Origin of the sequence: Methylobacterium sp. Leaf94, assembly GCF_001426045.1 — a bacterium.
Taxonomy (GTDB): Bacteria; Pseudomonadota; Alphaproteobacteria; order Rhizobiales; family Beijerinckiaceae; genus Methylobacterium.
This window is the reverse complement of the sequence record NZ_LMRM01000005.1, coordinates 76,431-94,174: the sequence shown is the minus strand read 5'-3', so window position 1 is coordinate 94,174 and position 17,744 is coordinate 76,431. Positions and strand designations below refer to the sequence as shown.

Annotated in this window: 17 protein-coding genes and 2 pseudogenes; 13 read left to right on the top strand and 6 right to left on the bottom strand. The window is 70.1% G+C overall.

Annotation, left to right across the window (positions count from 1 at the left end; translation table 11 throughout):
- Positions 1-72 precede the first annotated feature (72 nt).
- From oxlT to ASG63_RS24985, 3 genes are all read left to right on the top strand, one after another.
- Entirely contained in the window at positions 73-1,359 is a 1,287-nt protein-coding gene (gene oxlT, locus ASG63_RS04565; RefSeq protein ID WP_056212697.1) for an oxalate/formate MFS antiporter, read from the top strand.
- Positions 1,360-1,407: 48 nt separating this feature from the next.
- Positions 1,408-1,683, top strand: a complete 276-nt coding sequence (locus tag ASG63_RS04560; protein WP_244479814.1) for a hypothetical protein — start codon at positions 1,408-1,410, stop codon at positions 1,681-1,683.
- Between the two features lie 234 nt (positions 1,684-1,917).
- Complete coding sequence (locus ASG63_RS24985; protein ID WP_156389716.1) at positions 1,918-2,076, top strand: hypothetical protein; 159 nt, start codon at positions 1,918-1,920, stop codon at positions 2,074-2,076.
- An 85-nt stretch (positions 2,077-2,161) separates the two neighbouring features.
- Here ASG63_RS24985 and ASG63_RS04555 read toward each other — a convergent pair whose 3' ends face one another.
- The gene (locus ASG63_RS04555) at positions 2,162-2,887 is read right to left on the bottom strand and encodes a fused DSP-PTPase phosphatase/NAD kinase-like protein (protein WP_056212525.1); all 726 of its coding nucleotides are present in this window, start codon (positions 2,885-2,887) and stop codon (positions 2,162-2,164) included.
- 220 nt (positions 2,888-3,107) lie between these two features.
- Between ASG63_RS04555 and ASG63_RS04550 the strand changes: the two genes are divergently transcribed.
- From ASG63_RS04550 to ppa, 3 genes are all read left to right on the top strand, one after another.
- Positions 3,108-3,614, top strand: a complete 507-nt coding sequence (locus tag ASG63_RS04550; RefSeq protein ID WP_056212524.1) for a GNAT family N-acetyltransferase — start codon at positions 3,108-3,110, stop codon at positions 3,612-3,614.
- A 75-nt stretch (positions 3,615-3,689) separates the two neighbouring features.
- Complete coding sequence (locus tag ASG63_RS04545) at positions 3,690-4,019, top strand: hypothetical protein (RefSeq protein WP_056212522.1); 330 nt, start codon at positions 3,690-3,692, stop codon at positions 4,017-4,019.
- A gap of 124 nt (positions 4,020-4,143) precedes the next feature.
- A complete protein-coding gene (gene ppa, locus ASG63_RS04540) occupies positions 4,144-4,692 on the top strand; it encodes an inorganic diphosphatase (protein ID WP_056212520.1) in 549 nt (182 codons plus the stop codon).
- 84 nt (positions 4,693-4,776) lie between these two features.
- Here the strand turns inward: ppa and ASG63_RS04535 are convergent, their stop codons facing one another.
- Entirely contained in the window at positions 4,777-6,033 is a 1,257-nt protein-coding gene (locus ASG63_RS04535; RefSeq protein ID WP_056212518.1) for an FAD-dependent monooxygenase, read from the bottom strand.
- A gap of 247 nt (positions 6,034-6,280) precedes the next feature.
- Between ASG63_RS04535 and tesB the strand changes: the two genes are divergently transcribed.
- From tesB to ASG63_RS04510, 6 genes and pseudogenes are all read left to right on the top strand, one after another.
- Entirely contained in the window at positions 6,281-7,159 is an 879-nt protein-coding gene (tesB, locus tag ASG63_RS04530) for an acyl-CoA thioesterase II (protein WP_056212516.1), read from the top strand.
- 342 nt (positions 7,160-7,501) lie between these two features.
- Positions 7,502-7,840, top strand: coding sequence for a P-II family nitrogen regulator (locus ASG63_RS04525; RefSeq protein ID WP_055948310.1), 339 nt, complete (start codon positions 7,502-7,504; stop codon positions 7,838-7,840).
- 90 nt (positions 7,841-7,930) lie between these two features.
- Positions 7,931-9,436 carry an ammonium transporter gene (locus ASG63_RS04520; protein ID WP_056212514.1) on the top strand — a complete coding sequence of 502 codons (1,506 nt, stop codon included), beginning with the start codon at positions 7,931-7,933 and terminating at the stop codon, positions 9,434-9,436.
- Positions 9,437-9,749: 313 nt separating this feature from the next.
- Positions 9,750-11,790 (top strand): annotated as a pseudogene (locus ASG63_RS04515) (DNA translocase FtsK 4TM domain-containing protein); the annotation flags it as partial.
- A 1-nt stretch (position 11,791) separates the two neighbouring features.
- Positions 11,792-12,248, top strand: a pseudogene (locus tag ASG63_RS24980) (FtsK/SpoIIIE domain-containing protein); the annotation flags it as partial.
- Between the two features lies 1 nt (position 12,249).
- Positions 12,250-12,769 (top strand): DNA translocase FtsK (locus ASG63_RS04510; protein WP_162248635.1); only part of this gene is annotated, 520 nt, incomplete at its 5' end.
- Between the two features lie 20 nt (positions 12,770-12,789).
- On the opposite strand, the gene ASG63_RS04505 is transcribed toward ASG63_RS04510, so the two are convergent.
- On the bottom strand, positions 12,790-13,830 hold the full coding sequence (locus ASG63_RS04505; protein ID WP_056212510.1) for an aldose epimerase family protein: 1,041 nt from the start codon (positions 13,828-13,830) through the stop codon (positions 12,790-12,792).
- Between the two features lie 55 nt (positions 13,831-13,885).
- Positions 13,886-15,667: an ABC transporter ATP-binding protein gene (locus ASG63_RS04500; RefSeq protein ID WP_056212508.1), complete on the bottom strand. Its 1,782-nt coding sequence runs from the start codon at positions 15,665-15,667 to the stop codon at positions 13,886-13,888.
- Positions 15,668-15,848: 181 nt separating this feature from the next.
- Here ASG63_RS04500 and ASG63_RS04495 point away from each other — a divergent pair, with 181 nt between their 5' ends.
- Positions 15,849-16,826: a metal ABC transporter substrate-binding protein gene (locus ASG63_RS04495; protein WP_056212505.1), complete on the top strand. Its 978-nt coding sequence runs from the start codon at positions 15,849-15,851 to the stop codon at positions 16,824-16,826.
- Positions 16,827-16,877: 51 nt separating this feature from the next.
- Here ASG63_RS04495 and moaD read toward each other — a convergent pair whose 3' ends face one another.
- The gene (gene moaD, locus ASG63_RS04490) at positions 16,878-17,129 is read right to left on the bottom strand and encodes a molybdopterin converting factor subunit 1 (protein WP_056212503.1); all 252 of its coding nucleotides are present in this window, start codon (positions 17,127-17,129) and stop codon (positions 16,878-16,880) included.
- 13 nt (positions 17,130-17,142) lie between these two features.
- Positions 17,143-17,742, bottom strand: coding sequence for a CDP-diacylglycerol--glycerol-3-phosphate 3-phosphatidyltransferase (pgsA, locus tag ASG63_RS04485; RefSeq protein WP_056212502.1), 600 nt, complete (start codon positions 17,740-17,742; stop codon positions 17,143-17,145).
- Positions 17,743-17,744: the final 2 nt, after the last annotated feature.

The following is a 17,744-nucleotide window of genomic DNA, read 5'->3' as shown; positions in this document are numbered from 1 at the left end:
TATTGCATACAAAGAAATTTGATGCATGCTGCCAGGATCGGGGCGAACAATCCGATCGAGAAGGAATTCGGGATGGAACGTCAGGACTCACCGTCTGCCAAATGGTGGCAACTCGCCTTCGGCGTGCTCTGCATGGCGATGATCGCCAACCTCCAGTACGGGTGGACTCTGTTCGTCGACCCCATCGACACCAAGTTTCACTGGGGCCGGGCGGCGATCCAGTTCGCGTTCACCATCTTCGTGGCCACCGAGACCTGGCTGGTGCCGGTCGAAGCCTGGTTCGTCGACCGCTACGGCCCCCGCATCGTGGTCTGCTTCGGCGGCATCATGATCGCTCTGGCGTGGTTCCTGAATGCCCACGCCGATTCCCTCTTTCTGCTCTATGCGGCGGCCGTCATCGGTGGCATCGGCGCCGGGTCCGTCTACGGCACGTGCGTCGGCAACGCCCTGAAGTGGTTCCCGCATCGCCGCGGCCTCGCCGCCGGCGCCACCGCGGCCGGCTTCGGTGCGGGCGCGGCCGTCACGGTGGTCCCGATCGCCAAGATGATCGCCACCGGCGGCTACCAGGATGCGTTCCTGTTCTTCGGACTGGGTCAGGGGGCCATCGTGGTCCTCCTCTCGTTCTTCCTGCGCAAGCCGTCCCAGGCCGTGCCGGTCCAGCGCAAGACCCTGCGCCTGCCGCAGGCCAAGGTCGATCGCACGCCGCGCGAGGTGGTGCGCACCCCCGTCTTCTGGCTGATGTACGTGATCTTCGTGATGGTCGCCTCCGGCGGGCTGATGGCGGCCGCGCAGATCGCGCCGATCGCCCACGACTTCAAGGTCGCGGACGTCCCCGTCAGCCTGTTTGGACTGCAGATGGCAGCGCTCACCTTCGCGATCTCCCTCGACCGCATCTTTGACGGCTTCGGACGCCCGTTCTTCGGCTTCGTCTCCGACAATCTCGGGCGCGAGAACACCATGTTCATCGCCTTCTCGATCGCCGCCCTGGCGATCATCACCCTCCTGACCTACGGCACGTATCCGCTGGTCTTCGTGTTCGCCACGGCGGTGTATTTCGGCGTCTTCGGCGAGATCTACTCGCTGTTCCCGGCGACCTGCGGCGACACCTTCGGTTCGAAGTTCGCCACGACGAATGCCGGCCTGCTCTACACCGCGAAGGGCTCCGCCGCGTTCCTGGTGCCGATCGCCAGCGTGATCTCGGCCAAGTACGGCTGGTCGGCGGTGTTTTCGATCATCATCGGCCTCAACGTCGTGGCGGCGATCCTGGCGATGTTCGTGCTCAAGCCCCTGCGCCTGCGCTACCTGAACGACGAGACCGTCCCGATTCCCGTCGCGGCCCGGCCTGCCCAGGCCGCCTGACGCGCGGGCCGTCCCGCGTGCGGCGGGCGTCGACGTCCGATCGGCCGAATGCGTGCCGATCGGGCGATGGATCGAACCGACGGTCGGATCGAGGTCGAGGCCGTCCCGGAACCGAGGTTGTCCATGAACATTGCGGCGGCACTCACCCTCCAGACGCTCCCGTTCGCCGGCATCGTCCTGGCCGGTCGCGACGACCAGGATCTCTTTGCAGTCGTGTATCTGGGGGCGGTAGGTTTGATCCTGACGCTGATCATCCTCACCGGCGAAAGTCCGAGCTACCTCTCATCCTTCGCAACGGATCTCGAAAGTCTGTCGCTCAACTGAATGCTGCGTCGCGAAATCCATCGCGACCGAGACAAGCGTCTTCGCACGGGAATCCGGTCAGCCCTGCAGGATGGACGATCGAGCGATGCGGACGTCGCGGGGCGACGGTCCTTGAGACGGAGGGGCGGTCCCAGCCCTGCGTCGACGGCATGAGTGGTGTGTAGAATTCAGTATACCAAGGGAAATGGTGCGGTGCCATATCAGGTGCAACGCAATCGCCCTGGAACACCACCGATGATCGCTCTTCTCGTCCTCGCCGCCGTCGCTCTCAACGTCTCGCTGGTCTTCGTGGCCGCGAACCTCCTGACGCCGAACAACGGCCCGCTTTCCAATTCCGGCCGCTTCATCGCCAGCAACGAGAACGCCCCGTCGACGATCCGCCTCGCCGCCTGAGGCGATCCCGCCGGGCGTCCACGCCCTGGGGAACAGTCCATGAAAAGCCCGCCCGGCCCGGCCGCGGCGGGTTTTTCGTGCCCGGCTATTCGCGCTTGATGATCCGGTCCACCACGAGGTCGGACCAGAAGCCGGGGCGGAACGAGCGCTTCAGCGCCTTGGGATCGTATTCGGTCTCGACCCAGGTCAGGAAATCCAGGCCCTTGGGCTCGCCCTCCCGGCGGTAGAGCGCGAAGAACGCGTCGAGGATCCCGGTCTTGGCGAACCGGAAATGGCCGTAGCGGGCCGAGAGCTGGCCCATGGCCTCCGACACCGGCAGGCCCTCGTGCAGGATGAGGTAGAGCGCCGCCGCGAGGCCGGCGCGGTCCGCGCCCGACTTGCAGTGCATCATCGCCGGGTACGCGACCCCGTCGAAGAATGCCTTGGCGGCCAGGATGGTCTCCCGCGAGGGCGCCTCCCGCGAGCGCAGCACGAACTCCACCAGGGTCAGGCCCTGCCGCTCGCAGGCCTCGCGCTGGAGCGGCCAGGAGCCGTGCTCGCGCCCGCCGCGCAGGGAGATCACGGTGCGGACCCCCTGGCGCTTGAACCAGGCCAGCTGGTGCGGCGTCGGTTGGGCGGAGCGCCACAGCTTGCCCGCGCCGATCCGGTGGCGATTCAGGTAGGCGAGGCGGAACACCCCGTGATCCACCAGCAGCATGTTCGCCCAGGCCTTGGCCCGCGAGACCGGGCCGGCGATCGGGCGCTCGAAGCGCGCGATCCGCGCCATGCGCCGGGCGTAGCGGGTCTCGTACGAGAGGAAACGGTTGAACACGGGGACGGTGGGACCGCTCTGTCGGGGACGGGGACGGGGAGGGGCTGATCTACCAGTGCGCGGCGGCCGCGGCAAACGCGCTGTGGAGAGCGGGGAGCAACCGGCATCGACCTTGCGTTGGTCCCCGTCGCCTTGTCTTCGCCCGGATCGTCGCCTCCGATGCGGTGGTCGACACCGATTGCGAACCGTCCATCGTCTTCATCGAGCGCGGGGATCCGTCATGCGAACGAGCACCACCGGCATCCGCCGCGCCCGTCCGGCCGACGCCGACCCCCTGGCGGACCTGTTCGACGAGACCTGGCGCGAGGCCTACCGGGGGATCATCCCCGGGGTCGCCCTGGAGCGGATGATCGCGCAGCGCAGTTCGCAGTGGTGGCTCGGGGCCACCCAGCGCAGTCGACCCCTCGTGGTGGTCGAGCAGGCGAGCACTATCGTCGGCTACGCGGTCTACGGACCGGCGCGGGGCCGCATCCTGCAGGCACCCGGCGAGATCGATGAGCTCTACATCCGCCCGGCCTACCAGGGTCTCGGGCTCGGCCGCCGCCTGTTCCGGGCGGTTTCCAACGACCTGGCCGACCACGGCCTGACCCGGGTCGGGGTCTGGGCGCTCGAAGGGAACGAGCGGGCCTGCGCCTTCTATGCCGGGCTCGGCGGCATCGCGATCGGCCAGGCCGTCGACCGGATGGCCGGAACGGTTCTGCCCAAGGTCGGTTTCCGATTCAGCTGACTTCGCCGAAGCCTGCGCCGCTCCTGCGGTCCGGCTCGGCAAGTCGGATCCTCGGGCGAGCGAGCGGGACGACGGATGAGCGTGACGGCGGCGGATTGGGACAGGCGGGTCACGGACCTCAGCGCGAAGCTGCCGGACCGCATGCGCCGCGCCGTGGACTGGCTGCGCGAGCCGTCGCGGATCTGGGTCCGTCTCCTGGCGGCGATCCTCTTCATCCTCGGCGGCATCTTCTCGATCCTGCCGATCCTCGGCCTGTGGATGCTGCCCCTGGGTCTCGCCCTCTTGAGCCAGGACGTGCCCGCCCTGAAGGTTCCCCTGGAGCACACGGCCCGCTGGATCGAGCGCATGGTCCAGCGCCTCGCCGCGGCCTGGCGCCGGCGCTTCGGTCCCTCGGACCGGCCCTGAAACGCGCCCGACAATTTCGTGCAAACGTCGCCGCCCGCCGCACGGTACGATTTCCTTCGCGGCGGAAGGGCCTTAAGACACCCGGCAACGGGGCCGGAATGCCCCTGCTTGCGGGAGCACACATATGATCATCGACGCGGTCTCGATCGGCAAGAATCCGCCTGACGACGTGAACGTCATCATCGAGGTACCGATCGGTGGCGACCCGATCAAGTACGAGATGGACAAGGAGGCCGGCGCCCTGGTGGTCGACCGCTTCCTCTATACGGCGATGCACTACCCGGGCAATTACGGCTTCATCCCGCACACCCTGTCAGGCGACGGCGATCCCTGCGACGTGCTGGTGGCCAACACCCGCGCCATCGCCCCCGGCGCCATCATCAGCGCCCGTCCGATCGGCGTCCTCGTGATGGAGGACAATTCCGGGGAGGACGAGAAGATCATCGCCGTGCCGTCGCGCCACCTGACCATGCGCTACGATCGGATCGAGAACTACACCGACCTTCCCGACATCACGATCCACCAGATCCAGCACTTCTTCGAGCACTACAAGGATCTCGAGCCCGGCAAGTGGGTCAAGATCAAGCGCTGGGGCGGCAAGGACGAGGCGCACCGCCTGATCCTCGAGGGCATCGAGCGCGAGAAGGCCAGCAAGGCCGCCAAGGGCAAGTAACGGCCCCCGGCACGTCGTCCTCGGAGACCGGCAATTCGCAGCACGGCGGTCCCTTCCTGACGGAAGGGGCCGCCGTTTCGCGTCTCAGAGCGCCTCGCCGCGCATCAGCCGGGGCTGCGGTCCGCGCGCGGCGGCCGCCTCGCCGATGAAGAGCCGCTTCAAGCCGGGAAGCCGATCGACGAGGCCGAGGCCGACATCGCGGGCGAGGCGCAGCGGCATCACGTCGTTGGAGAAGAGGCGGTTGAGCCCGTCCGTCACGGCCCCCATCGCGACGGTGTCGAAGCGGCGCGCCCGCTCGTAGCGCTTGAGCACGTCCGGGCTTCCCGGATCGAGACCGAGGCGGAGCGCATCGGTGACCGCTTCCGCCAGGACCGCCGCGCCGGCGAGGCCCAGGTTCAGGCCCTGGCCGGCGATCGGGTGGATGACGTGCGCGGCATCGCCCAGGAGCGCCAGGCGCTCGCCCCGGAAGCTGCGGGCCATGCCGAAGGCGAGGGGATGCGCGCTCGGGCCCCGCTCCAGCGCCAGGCGCCCGAGGTTGAGGCCGAATCGGCGCTCGATCTCCGCCAGGGTCTCGTCGGGGCCGCCGCCCGTCAGGGCCGGCACGTCGGCCGATCGCTCCGTCCACACGATGGACGAGCGGTGCCCGAGGGCGCCCCCGTCCACCAGGGGCAGGATGGCGAAGGGGCCGCTGGGCAGGAAGTGCTCGTAGGCCCGGCCCGCATGGTCGCGCTCGTGCCCGATCGTGGCGACGAGCCCCATCTGCGGATAGGACCAGCCGACCCAGCCGATCTTCGCGGCCTCGCGCAGGCGCGAGCGCGCCCCGTCCGCGGCGACCAGGAGCGCAGCCTCCAGCACGCGTCCGTCGGCAAGCGCGATGCGGGTGGTGCCGCCGGCGGGCGTGGCCTCGAGAAGGCCGGTGGGTTCGAAGAGCACCCCGGCCGCCTCGGCCGCCGCGAGCAACGCGGCCACGAGGGGCTCGGCCTCGACCATATGGGCGAAGGGCGCGCCGGCCTCCGCCTCCTGCGCGAAGGTGAGGAAGACCGGGCGCACCGGGTCCGACAGGCGGCTGTCGCTCACCACCATGTCGTGGATCGGCTGCGCCGCCCCCTGCACCGCATCCCAGATGCCGAGGCGCGCGAACATGCGCCGGCCGCCGGCCGCCACCGCGTAGGCTCGCCCGGCATGGCGCGCCGCCCCGGCGCTCAGAGCGGGATCGCAGACCGTGACCGTCAAGGCCGGGCCGTTGGCCTGGGCCAGCGCAAGGGCGAGCGTCAGGCCGGGAATGCCGGCGCCGGCGATGACCACGCTGCGCCGGTTTCCGCGCTTCTCCGATCCGTCCATGCCGATCCCCGCCGCCCTCGCTGCCAGGGAGGGAGTGCCATTCCCCGGCGCCGGGGGCAACGCGCGGCGTCAGGGATCGGGCCCGCGCCATCGTCGCTGGGGCCGGTCGCCGAAATTGGCCCGAAGCCGTGCCATCCGATCCTCGCGATCCGATCCTTGCCATCGGAATGGTTCACATGTGAAGGATCGCCCGTGGCGCCGCGGCGCCCACCCAGCCCGGAGATCGCCGGGCGACCAGGGAAGCGGCATGACCGGCATCGTCACCGAACTCCTCGACATCCTCGACCTGAAGAGCCTGGAGCCGGATCTCTACCGGGGCGAGAGCCTGCAGACGGGCTGGTTCCGGGTCTTCGGCGGGCAGGTCGTGGCGCAGGCGCTGGTGGCGGCGACCCGTACGGTGCCGGAGACCCGGCCGCCGCACTCGCTCCACGCCTACTTCCTCCTCGGCGGCGATCCGAAGGCCCCCATCGACTACGCGGTGGAGCGCATCCGCGACGGCCGCAGCTTCACCACCCGCCGCGTCGTCGCGCACCAGCACGGCCGGGCGATCTTCGCGATGTCGGTCTCCTTCCATGACGCGGAGGCGGGCGCGACCCATCAGGCGACCATGCCGGACGTGGCTCCCCCGGAGAAGGTGCCGGAGGCGCCTGCCGCCACCGCCGACGCCGCCCGGCGCGGGCTCGCGATCCCGGCGCCGATCCTCTCCTATTTCGGCCGGCGCCGGCCCATCGAGCTGCGGCCCGTCGAGATCGAGCGCTACCTGCGCCGGGCTCCGCGGGAGCCGCGCTTCCACGTCTGGATGCGCGCCGTCGACCGCCTGCCCGACGATCCGGCGATCCACCGCGCCGTCCTCGCCTACGCCTCTGACATGACGCTCCTCGACGCCACCCTGATCCCGCACGGCCAGACCGTGTTCGACCCGGAGATCCAGTCGGCGAGCCTCGACCACGCCCTCTGGTTCCACCGGCCGTTCCGGGCCGACGACTGGCTGCTCTACGCCCAGGACAGCCCGAGCGCCGACGGGGCCCGGGGCTTCGCACGCGGTCAGATCTTCACGCGCGACGGCACCCTCGTGGCGTCCGTGGCCCAGGAAGGCATGATCCGGCCGCGCCGCGCCGAGGCCTGACAGGCTCGGCGCAACCGGCGAAAAACGCCTGCGCCGTGCACGAATTGCCTGCCTGGTCGGCTCTGTGCCTAATCTGCGGGCAAACTTGGCCGTCGAAACGCCGCGTCATGAGTCAGTGACCGGATACTTCTTGGGCAGATGTGGGTTCGGCAAAAAAGTTCCGTTGGCATAGTCCTTGAATATGGGTGCGGGTGAACGGGTCGGAAGCGGCCCGGGCGCACCGGCCGGTCCGATCGTGTCGCGACGCTTGCGTGCGCCGGCCGGTGGCCTCCACGCGCGCATGTGTCTGTCCACTCGGTTCACCTCGTCGAACTCAACTCGTAGCTTAAGGGGGCGTCGCCCATGAAAATCGTGATGGCCATCATCAAGCCGTTCAAGCTGGAGGAGGTCCGCGACGCTCTGACCGGCATCGGCGTCCACGGCCTGACCGTGACCGAGGTGAAAGGCTACGGACGCCAGAAGGGCCACACCGAGATCTACCGGGGCGCCGAGTACGCCGTGAGCTTCCTGCCCAAGCTCAAGATCGAGGTGGCCGTGGCCTCCGATCTGGTCGCGAGCGTGATCGACGCGATCGCGGCCGCCGCCCGCACGGGCCAGATCGGCGACGGCAAGATCTTCGTCGTGCCCCTCGAGAAGGCCGTCCGCATCCGCACCGGCGAGACCGACGTCGACGCCCTCTGAGGCGACCGCCTGTCCGGACGATCGCGTCCGGGCGCCCCTGACACGTCCCCTTCACATCAACATCGCACCGCGATCGGGAGTCTCGTTTCCATGAAGCTTCGCAATGCCCTGGCGCTCGGGCTGGGGGGTGCCGCGCTGGCACTCCTGTTCATCGAGCCATCCCTTGCGCAGACGCCCACGGCGGAGGCCGTGACGGCCGCCGCGAGCGCCGCGCCCGTCCCGAACAAGGGCGACACCGCCTGGATGCTCATCTCCAGCGCCCTGGTGCTGCTGATGGTTGTGCCCGGCCTCGCCCTGTTCTACGGCGGCCTCGTTCGCACCAAGAACATGCTCTCCGTCCTGACGCAGGTCTTCGCCATCGCCTGCATCTCCTGCCTGCTGTTCGTGATCTTCGGCTACAGCCTTGCCTTCACCAACGGCGGCGGCCTCAACGACTTCGTCGGCGGCCTGTCCAAGGCCTTCCTGAAGGGCATCGACGCGAACTCCACCGTCGCCACCTTCTCGAACGGCGTCGTGATCCCCGAATACGTCTACATCTGCTTCCAGATGACGTTCGCGATGATCACCCCGGCCCTCATCGTCGGCGCCTTCGCCGAGCGGATGAAGTTCTCGGCCCTGGTCGTGTTCATGATCCTCTGGACCACGCTGATCTACTTCCCGATGGCGCACATGGTCTGGTACTGGGGTGGCCCGGACGCGGTCGGCAACGCCGCCAAGGCGCTGGCCGCCGCCACCGACGACGCCTCGAAGGCGACCGCCCAGGCGGCCCTCGACGCGGTGAACGCCGATGCCGGCCTGCTCTTCAAGTGGGGCGCCCTCGACTTCGCCGGCGGCACCGTGGTGCACATCAACGCCGGGATCGCGGGATTCGTCGGCTGCCTCATGCTCGGCAAGCGCATCGGCTACGGCCGTGACCTGCTCGCCCCGCACTCCCTGACCATGACGGCGATCGGCGCCTCGCTCCTCTGGGTGGGTTGGTTCGGCTTCAACGCCGGCTCGAACCTCGAGTCCAACGGCACCGCCGCCATGGCCATGCTCAACACCTTCGTGGCCACCGCCGCCGCAGCCCTCTCCTGGCTGTTCGTGGAGTGGATGCTGAAGGGCAAGCCGTCCCTCCTCGGCATGCTGTCGGGCGCCATCGCCGGCCTCGTGGCCGTCACCCCGGCCGCCGGCTTCGCCGGCCCGATGGGCTCGATCATCCTCGGCCTCGTCGCCGGCGCGGTCTGCTTCATCATGTGCTCCACGGTGAAGAACGCCCTCGGCTACGACGACTCCCTCGACGTATTCGGCGTCCACTGCATCGGCGGCATCCTGGGCGCCATCGCCACGGGCCTGCTCGTGAACCCAGACTTCGGCGGCGTCGGCCTGCCCGACTACACCTCCAAGCCTGGTGAACTCGCGGTCGGCGCCTACGAGACCAGCGCCGCCCTGATGAGCCAGATCAAGGCCGTCGGCTTCACCATCGTCTGGTCGGGTGTCGGCTCCGCCATCCTGTACAAGCTCGTCGATCTCACCATCGGCCTGCGCGTCACCCAGGACGAGGAGCGCGAGGGCCTCGACATCGCCGATCACGGCGAGCGCGCCTACAACTACTGAGCCATACGACGCCCCCGGGCGTCGGACGGAAAGGCCCCGGTCCCTGCGACCGGGGCCTTTCTCGTTCCGGCCCCCCGGTCGAGCGGGCTCTGCGCAGGCGTCCCGCGGCCTCACGGGGCCGTGAGACGGGACCTGCCCGGTCGCGCGCCACCTGCCCGCGAAGCGCCCACCGCACCGGAATGACTCGATGCCGGAGCGACCCAGGGAAGGACGGCATTGCAACGGCGCGCGCAGGGAAGTCTCAACCTTAGCCAGCCGTTAACTCCGGCGACGCTACCGTCGCCGGACAGTTCCCCATCGTGTCTGGTACCGCATGCGCTCGCTTCGCCGTTCCGCATCGCCCTACGATACTTTCGTCGACAGCTTTCGCCCGTTCCTGGCCAAGCGAATGACGGAGTTGGGCGGTCTCGTGCTGTTTGCCGGTGCCACCGCGCTGACGGTCGCCCTGGCGACGTGGTCGATCGACGATCCGAGCCTCAACCACGCCACCGACCACCCGGCCCACAACGTCCTGGGCACCGGCGGCGCCGTGGTCTCGGACCTCGCGATGCAGCTCCTGGGGCTCGGCTCCCTGGCCTTCGTGCTGCCCCCGGCGCTCTGGGGCATCCAGTTGATGCGCACGCGGGCGCTGCCCCGGGGCGGCCTGCGCCTGACCCTGTGGATCATCGGATTCTTCGCCGCGAGCGCGGTGGCGAGCGCGCTGCCCTCGACGGCGCGCTGGCCCCTACCCACCGGCCTCGGCGGCGTCGCCGGCGACGCGCTGATGCATGCCGCCCGCACGATGCTCGGGATCGTGGCGACCCCGTTCCGCGCCTTCGCGGGCTTCCTCTTCGCCGGCGTCGCGATCCTGTGCCTCACGGGGGCCTGCCGGGTCGGCGAGCTCGATGCGGAGGACCTCGACGCTTACGACGCGCCGCCGGCCCCCGTGCGCCAGCCCGCGCGCGGCCGGCCCGACGCCAGCCAGGACGGACGCTACGAGGACGACGAGCCGAGCCTGGGCATCGTCTCCCTCGGGGCGATGGCGCAGGCCCTGATGGGCGGGCGCACGGCCCTGGCGGCGCGCATCGCCGATTGGCGCGCCGAGCGCGCGGCCGCGGCCACAGCGCTCGCCTATGCGGGCGCCTCGCCGGCGCTCGCCGCGCAGCGCGCCTTCGCGGCCCCTGAGGACGCCCCCTGGGCGACCCACGCCCCCGATGCCCGGGTGGCCTCGTCGGACGGCCGGCGCGAGCCGGTCTTCGACGCGCCGCCGCAGACGCCGTCCGCGTCGCGGCGCCCTCCGGTGCCCGTGCATCACGGCGACGAGGAGGCCGACGACACGGACGAGGTCGAGGCCGCGCCCATCGAGGCCGCCGCGCCGGCGCGCTCCCGGGTGGCGCCCGCGGCCCCGCCGCCCGTCCCGGCCGCCGCCCGTCGCGCGGCTCCGCCCCAACCCCTGAATGCCGAGAACTACCGGCATCCCGCCCTGGAGCTCCTCGCCGACGCGCCGCGCCTGCCCGCCTCGAGCCAGATCTCGTCGGAGGTCCTGGAGCAGAACGCCACCCTGCTGGAGGCGACCCTCAGCGACTTCGGCGTGCGCGGCGACATCCTGGCCGTGCGTCCCGGACCCGTCGTCACCCTCTACGAGCTGGAGCCGGCGCCCGGCACCAAGTCGAGCCGCGTGATCTCGCTCGCCGACGACATCGCCCGCTCGATGTCGGCGGTCTCCGCCCGCGTCGCCGTGGTCCCCGGCCGCAACGCCATCGGCATCGAGCTGCCGAACGCCCGGCGCGAGACGGTGTACTTGCGCGAATTGCTGGCCTCCGCCGATTTCGCCGAGACCAAGCAGAGCCTTGCCCTGTGCCTGGGCAAGAACATCGGCGGCGAGCCGATCATCGCGGATCTGGCCAAGATGCCCCACCTGCTGGTGGCCGGCACCACGGGCTCCGGCAAGTCCGTGGCCATCAACACCATGATCCTGTCGCTCCTCTACCGGATGAAGCCGGAGGAGTGTCGCCTGATCATGGTCGACCCGAAGATGCTGGAGCTCTCCGTCTACGACGGCATCCCGCACCTGCTCTCGCCCGTGGTCACGGACCCGAAGAAGGCGGTCATCGCCCTCAAATGGGCCGTGCGCGAGATGGAGGAGCGCTACAAGAAGATGTCGAAGGTCGGTGTGCGCAACATCGACGGCTTCAACGCACGCCTCGCCGAGGCGCGCGGGCGCGGCGAGATCCTGACCCGGACCGTGCAGACGGGCTTCGACCGGCAGACCGGAGAGGCCGTCTACGAGACGGAGGAGATGGACCTTTCGGCGCTGCCCTACATCGTGATCGTGGTCGACGAGATGGCCGACCTGATGATGGTGGCGGGCAAGGNGAACGATCGGTCTATCTTGATCTTATCGAACGGAAACCGGACCGTGCAGACGGGCTTCGACCGGCAGACCGGAGAGGCCGTCTACGAGACGGAGGAGATGGACCTTTCGGCGCTGCCCTACATCGTGATCGTGGTCGACGAGATGGCCGACCTGATGATGGTGGCGGGCAAGGACATCGAGGGGGCGATCCAGCGCCTGGCGCAGATGGCGCGGGCGGCGGGCATCCACCTGATCATGGCGACCCAGCGTCCCTCGGTCGACGTGATCACGGGCACGATCAAGGCCAACTTCCCGACCCGGATCTCCTTCCAGGTGACGAGCAAGATCGACAGCCGCACGATCCTGGGCGAGATGGGCGCCGAGCAGCTGCTGGGCCAGGGCGACATGCTGTTCATGGCCGGCGGTGGGCGCACGACGCGCGTGCACGGGCCGTTCTGCTCGGATGCGGAGGTCGAGNCCCGACCCGGATCTCCTTCCAGGTGACGAGCAAGATCGACAGCCGCACGATCCTGGGCGAGATGGGCGCCGAGCAGCTGCTGGGCCAGGGCGACATGCTCTTCATGGCCGGCGGCGGGCGCACGACGCGCGTGCACGGGCCGTTCTGCTCCGATGCGGAGGTCGAGAGCGTGGTCGCCCACCTCAAGCGCCAGGGCCGACCCTCCTACCTCGAGGCCGTCACGGCGGAGGAGGACGGAGCGTCGGGCGGAAAGGGCGGCGCGGACGAGATCGAGGTGGACGGCGCGGTCTTCGACCAGGGCAGCTTCGGCGAGGCCGGCGGCGACCTCTACGACCAGGCCGTGCAGGTGGTGCTGCGGGACAAGAAGGCCTCGACCTCCTACATCCAGCGTCGGCTGCAGATCGGCTACAACCGCGCCGCCTCCCTGATGGAGAAGATGGAGATCGAGGGCATCGTCGGTCCGGCCAACCATGCCGGCAAGCGCGAGATCCTGTTCGAGGCGGATTCCCACCACGGCTGAGGCGCTCGGCGGCGCCCGACCTACGGCACGCTCCCGAACCGGTAGGTCGTGGTCGCCCGAAAGGGCGCGTCCGGCCGCAGGACGGTGCTGGGAAAGGCCGGGTGGTTCGGCGCGTCGGGAAACCCTTGCGCCTCGAAGCAGACGGCGTCGCCCGCGCGGTAGAGGCCGCCGCCCGAACCCGTCACCGTCCCGTCGAGCATGTTGGCGGTGTAGAGCTGCAGCCCCGGCCGCGTCGTCGCCACGGTGAGGCAGCGCCCGCTCCCCGGATCGACCGCCTGCGCCACCACGCGAAGAGTCCCGTCGCCGCCGAGCACGTAGGTGTGGTCGTAGCCGTGGGCCAGGGCGAGTTGCGGGTGCGCCGTCCGGATGCGGGCCCCGAGGGCCGTCGGTGTCCGGAAGTCGAAGGGCGTCCCGGCCACGGGCAGGATCGCGCCCGTGGGAATCTGCTCGGCATCGGTCTCCAGCACCGCGTCCGCCGCGAGGGTGACGACGTGCCCGAGGGCGCTGCCCGCGCCCTCGCCGGCAAGGTTGACGTAGCTGTGGTTGGTCAGGTTGAGGATCGTCGGCCGGTCGGTGACGGCGACGTAGTCGATCGCCAGCGTGCCGTCGTCGTCCAGGCGGTAGGTCACGGCAACGTCGAGATTGCCCGGGAAGCCTTGCTCGCCATCGGGGGATCGGTAGGCCAGGGTCAGGCTGGCCGCGTCGGCGGCTTCGACCCGCCAGATCCGCCGGTCGAAGCCCTCCGGCCCGCCATGCATGGTGTTGCTGCCCGCGTTCCGGGGCAGCTGGTACGCCGCTCCGTCGAGGCGGAAGCGGCCGCCGGCGATGCGGTTGGCGTAGCGTCCGATGATCGCGCCGAAATGCGCGTCGCTTGCCACGTAGCCCGCGAGGTCGGCGGCCCCGAGGACGACGTTCGCCACGCGGCCCCTCCGGTCCGGCACGTCGATCCGGCTGACGATGCCGCCGTAATCGAGCACCTGCACCCGCAGGTCGCCCCGCGCGAGGGTGTGGCGCATCACGGCCGCGCCGTCCGCCGTGGTTCCGAATGGCTCTGTCCGCATCGACGTCCGAGTCCCGCTCCGGCCGGCTCAACGCGCGGCGGGCGGATCGGTCCCGTCAGGCCGGCACGGCCGCGTCCTCGACGTCGCCGGAGAGCTGCATCCGATGGAGCCGGGCATAGGCGTCCCCCGCCGCCACCAGCGCCTCGTGGCGCCCGGTCTCGACGATCCGCCCGGCCTCCATGACGACGATGCAGTCGGCATCGCGCACGGTGGAGAGCCGGTGTGCGATGACCAGGGTGGTGCGGCCCCGCATCAGGCGCAGGAGCGCGTCCTGGACGAGGCGCTCGGACTCGGAATCGAGGGCGCTCGTCGCCTCGTCGAGGAGCAGGATCGGGGCGTCCTTGAGGAAGGCGCGGGCGAGCGAGATGCGCTGGCGCTCGCCCCCCGAGAGCCGTCCGCCCGCGGGACCGACGGGGAAATCGTAGCCCTCCGGCAGGCGGCTGATGAAGCCGTGCGCCGCCGCCGCCTCGGCCGCCGCCTCGATCTCGGCGCGGGTCGCCCCCGGCCGGCCGAAGCCGATATTGGCCGCGATGGTGTCGTCGAACAGGACCACGTCCTGCGAGACCACGGCCACCGCCGCGCGCAGGGAGGCGAGGGAGACGGTGCGGATGTCCTGCCCGTCGATGCGCACCGCGCCCTCGGTCACGTCGTAGAGGCGCGGCACGAGGTTGAGCAGGGAGGACTTGCCCGAGCCCGAACGCCCGACCAGGGCCACCGTCGCCCCGGCCGGAACGGTGAGGTCGATCCCCTCCAGGGCCGGCGCGTCGGCGCGGTAACGGAACTGCACGTCGCTGAAGCGAATCTCGCCCCCCGCCACCTGGAGCGGGCGCGCCCCCGGCACGTCGCGGATCTGCGGCGCCTCGTCCATGAGGGCGAAGTAGCGCTGGAGCGCGGCCCCGGCTTCCTGAAGGATCGCGTTGAGGGTGCCCAGCGTGCGGATCGGCTGCGAGGCCAGGAGCAGCGCAGTGACGTAGCCGGTGAAGTCGCCGACCGTGCGGTCGCCCGAGGTCACGCGCTGGCCGACTAGGGCCAGCACCGCCGCCACCGCGAAGCCGCCGCCGATCTCGAGGAGCGGGTCGAGGCGCCCGCGGGCATTGGCGGCCTTCATCTTGAGGCGGCGCACCTCGTCGAAGGCCCCCTTCGCCCGGCCCTTCAGGTAGCCTTCGAGCGCGTAGGTCTTGGCGATGCGGGCGCCCTGCAGGCTCTCGGTGATGAGGCTCGCCGTGAGGCCCATCCGCTCCTGCGTCGCGGTGGAGACGCGGCGCAGCTTCCTGCCGACCCGGCCGATCGGGCCGGCGACGAAGGGCACCACCACGCCCGCCACCAGGGTGAGGACCGGATCCATCCAGACAAGGGCCGCCACCAGGGCGATCAGCATGGCGATGTCGCGCAGGAGCACCGTGGAGATGCGGGTCAGAGCCTCCTTGATGAAGGCGAAATCCGTGGTGAAGCGCTGCGTGAAGGCCGCCGGGCTCTCGCGGCCGAGCTGGGCGAGGTCGGATTCGATGAGGTGCCCGTAGAGGGCGGCCTGCATGTCGGCCTCGACCCGGGTGACGACCCGGTTGGTCAGGACGTTCTGGCCGAACAGCGCGAAGCCGCGGATCGATGTGATGGCGATGACGATCACCGGGCCGTAGGCGAGTGCGGCCATGTCCTTGCGGTCGAAGGCGTCGAAGGCGAGCTTGATCAGGGTCGGGTACAGGCCGGTCGCCGCGCCCACGATGGCGATGAGCACCAGAACCACCGCGAGGGTCGCCCGGTGCGGACGCAGCCATTCCCGCCAGACCCGGCCGAGGAGGGGCAGGATGTCGCCCTTGGGAAGCGCCCGTCGCGCCATCTGATCCGCTCTTTCCGTGTCGTGCCCGTCCGCCGGCACGCGGGCCGCGACTGCGGGGGTGTTTGCGTCCGCCCGCCGGCGAGATCAAGCGAAAGCCATTGGGCGCGCGCTCCGCGGTCCGGCTAGGAAATGTGATAATGTTACAGTAGAGCGGGGGAGCTTACCGAAAGGATCGTCCCCGATGCCGTTCCGGCTCCTGTCCCCGCGCCTGCGCTTCCGTCTACCTGCCGCCCTCGTGCTCCTGCTCGGCCTGCTCGGTCCGGTCTCGGCGGCGGAGACGAAGCTGCGGGCCGTCGCGACCTTCTCGATCCTGGCCGACCTGGTGGCCCAGGTCGGCGGGGACCATGTCGCCGTGACCTCCCTGGTGCAGCCGAACGCCGACGCCCACGGCTACGCGCCGGCGCCGAGCGACGCCCGGACCCTGGCGGATGCCAACCTCGTCGTGGTCAACGGCCTCGGGCTGGAGGGATGGATCGACCGGCTGATCAAGGCCTCCGGCACCAAGGCGCCCGTCGTCGTCGCCTCCGCCGGGGTCAAGCCGATCGAGGCCGAGGATGACGGACATGGGCATGATGGACCCGGGCATGATGGACCTGGGCATGGCGGCCCCGGCCACGCGCACGGCCACCACGACGATCCCCATGCCTGGCAGAGCATCGCCAACGCGCGAATCTACGTCGGCAACATCCGGGATGCCCTGGTGCGGATCGACCCGGACCATGCCGCGGCCTATGCCGACAACGCCAAGGCGTATCTCGCCAGCCTCGACGCCCTGGAGGCCGAGGTCCGGACGGGGATCGCCGCGATCCCGATGGCCCAACGCCGGATCATCACGACCCACGACGCTTTCGGCTACTTCACCGCCGCCTACGGCCTGACCTTCATCGCCCCGCAGGGCGTGTCCACCGACAGCGAGGCGAGCCCCCGGGACGTCGCCCGGATCATTCGCCAGATCCGCCAGGAGAAGATCCCGGCCGTCTTCCTGGAGAACATCAGCGATCCGCGCCTGATGCAGCAGATCGCCCGCGAGAGCGGCGCCGTGATCGGGGGCAAGGTCTTCTCCGACGCCTTGTCGGGGCCGGACGGGCCGGCGCCGACCTACGTGGCGATGATGCGCCACAACCTCACGGCCTTCACGGCGGCCCTGGGCAGGCGCTGAGCAGGGCGCCCCAGCCGCCGGTCATCGGCCGCCAGGGCTGCGGCCCGAGCCTCAGCCCCCTGTCATGGGGGGAAAGAACGCGATCTCGGAGGCGCCGGCGATCGGTGCGTCCGGCTTGGCGTGGACTCGGTCGATCGCCGCGCGGACGATGCCGGTGGTCTCGAAGGCGTAGGCGTATTCCTCGCCCCGGCCACGCAGCCAGTCGACGAGGTCCGCGACCGTGACGATTCCTTCGGGGAGGTCGACATTCTCCTCGGCCTTGCCGACGCGCTCGCGCACCCAGGCGAAATACACGAGCTTCATCGCGTGGTGTCCCTCAGCGTGGGTCGTCGATGACGTGCTTGATGCCGGCGCGCAGGTAGTCCCAGCCGGTATAAAGCGTCAGCGCGGCGGCGATCCAGAGGAGGACGGTTCCCGCCCGGATCGTGCCGGGCAGGATCGTTTCCCCGGCCGGGCCGGCGACGAGGAAGCCGATGGCGATCAGCTGTACGGTCGTCTTCCACTTGGCGACCTTGCTCACCGGAACGCCGACCTTCAGCTCGGCCAGGTACTCGCGCAGGCCCGAGACCAGAATCTCCCGACACAGGATCACGATGGCGGCCCAGAGGGTCCAGCCCACGATGGTGTTGTCCGCGGCCAGCATGAGGAGGCAGGCGGCCACCAGGAGCTTGTCGGCGATGGGATCGAGCATCCGCCCGAGGGCCGAGCTCTGGTCGTAGGTCCGCGCCACGTAGCCGTCGAGATAATCGGTGATCGCCGCCAGGATGTAGACCGCCAGGGCGCCGAAGCGCGCGCCCGGCTCGGTGGGCCAGTACAGCAGCGCGACGACGACCGGCACCGCCACGAGCCGCCCGTAGGTCAGGCAGTTCGCGAGCGTCCAGGCTGGCGACCGGCGGCGGGTGAGGACGGGATTCATCG

Excerpts from the sequence above, each read along its gene's own strand:
- ASG63_RS24985 (WP_156389716.1), top strand. The coding sequence starts at position 1,918 with ATGATCGCTCTTCTCGTCCTCGCCGCCGTCGCTCTCAACGTCTCGCTG.
- ASG63_RS04500 (WP_056212508.1), bottom strand. The coding sequence starts at position 15,667 with ATGGCGCGACGGGCGCTTCCCAAGGGCGACATCCTGCCCCTCCTCGGC.
- pgsA (WP_056212502.1), bottom strand. The coding sequence starts at position 17,742 with ATGAATCCCGTCCTCACCCGCCGCCGGTCGCCAGCCTGGACGCTCGCG.
- ASG63_RS04520 (WP_056212514.1), top strand. The coding sequence starts at position 7,931 with ATGAAGCTTCGCAATGCCCTGGCGCTCGGGCTGGGGGGTGCCGCGCTG.
- ASG63_RS04495 (WP_056212505.1), top strand. The coding sequence starts at position 15,849 with ATGCCGTTCCGGCTCCTGTCCCCGCGCCTGCGCTTCCGTCTACCTGCC.
- ASG63_RS04535 (WP_056212518.1), bottom strand. The coding sequence starts at position 6,033 with ATGGACGGATCGGAGAAGCGCGGAAACCGGCGCAGCGTGGTCATCGCC.
- ASG63_RS04505 (WP_056212510.1), bottom strand. The coding sequence starts at position 13,830 with ATGCGGACAGAGCCATTCGGAACCACGGCGGACGGCGCGGCCGTGATG.
- ASG63_RS04550 (WP_056212524.1), top strand. The coding sequence starts at position 3,108 with ATGCGAACGAGCACCACCGGCATCCGCCGCGCCCGTCCGGCCGACGCC.
- ASG63_RS04525 (WP_055948310.1), top strand. The coding sequence starts at position 7,502 with ATGAAAATCGTGATGGCCATCATCAAGCCGTTCAAGCTGGAGGAGGTC.
- ASG63_RS04560 (WP_244479814.1), top strand. The coding sequence starts at position 1,408 with ATGCGTGCCGATCGGGCGATGGATCGAACCGACGGTCGGATCGAGGTC.
- tesB (WP_056212516.1), top strand. The coding sequence starts at position 6,281 with ATGACCGGCATCGTCACCGAACTCCTCGACATCCTCGACCTGAAGAGC.
- oxlT (WP_056212697.1), top strand. The coding sequence starts at position 73 with ATGGAACGTCAGGACTCACCGTCTGCCAAATGGTGGCAACTCGCCTTC.
- ppa (WP_056212520.1), top strand. The coding sequence starts at position 4,144 with ATGATCATCGACGCGGTCTCGATCGGCAAGAATCCGCCTGACGACGTG.
- moaD (WP_056212503.1), bottom strand. The coding sequence starts at position 17,129 with ATGAAGCTCGTGTATTTCGCCTGGGTGCGCGAGCGCGTCGGCAAGGCC.
- ASG63_RS04545 (WP_056212522.1), top strand. The coding sequence starts at position 3,690 with ATGAGCGTGACGGCGGCGGATTGGGACAGGCGGGTCACGGACCTCAGC.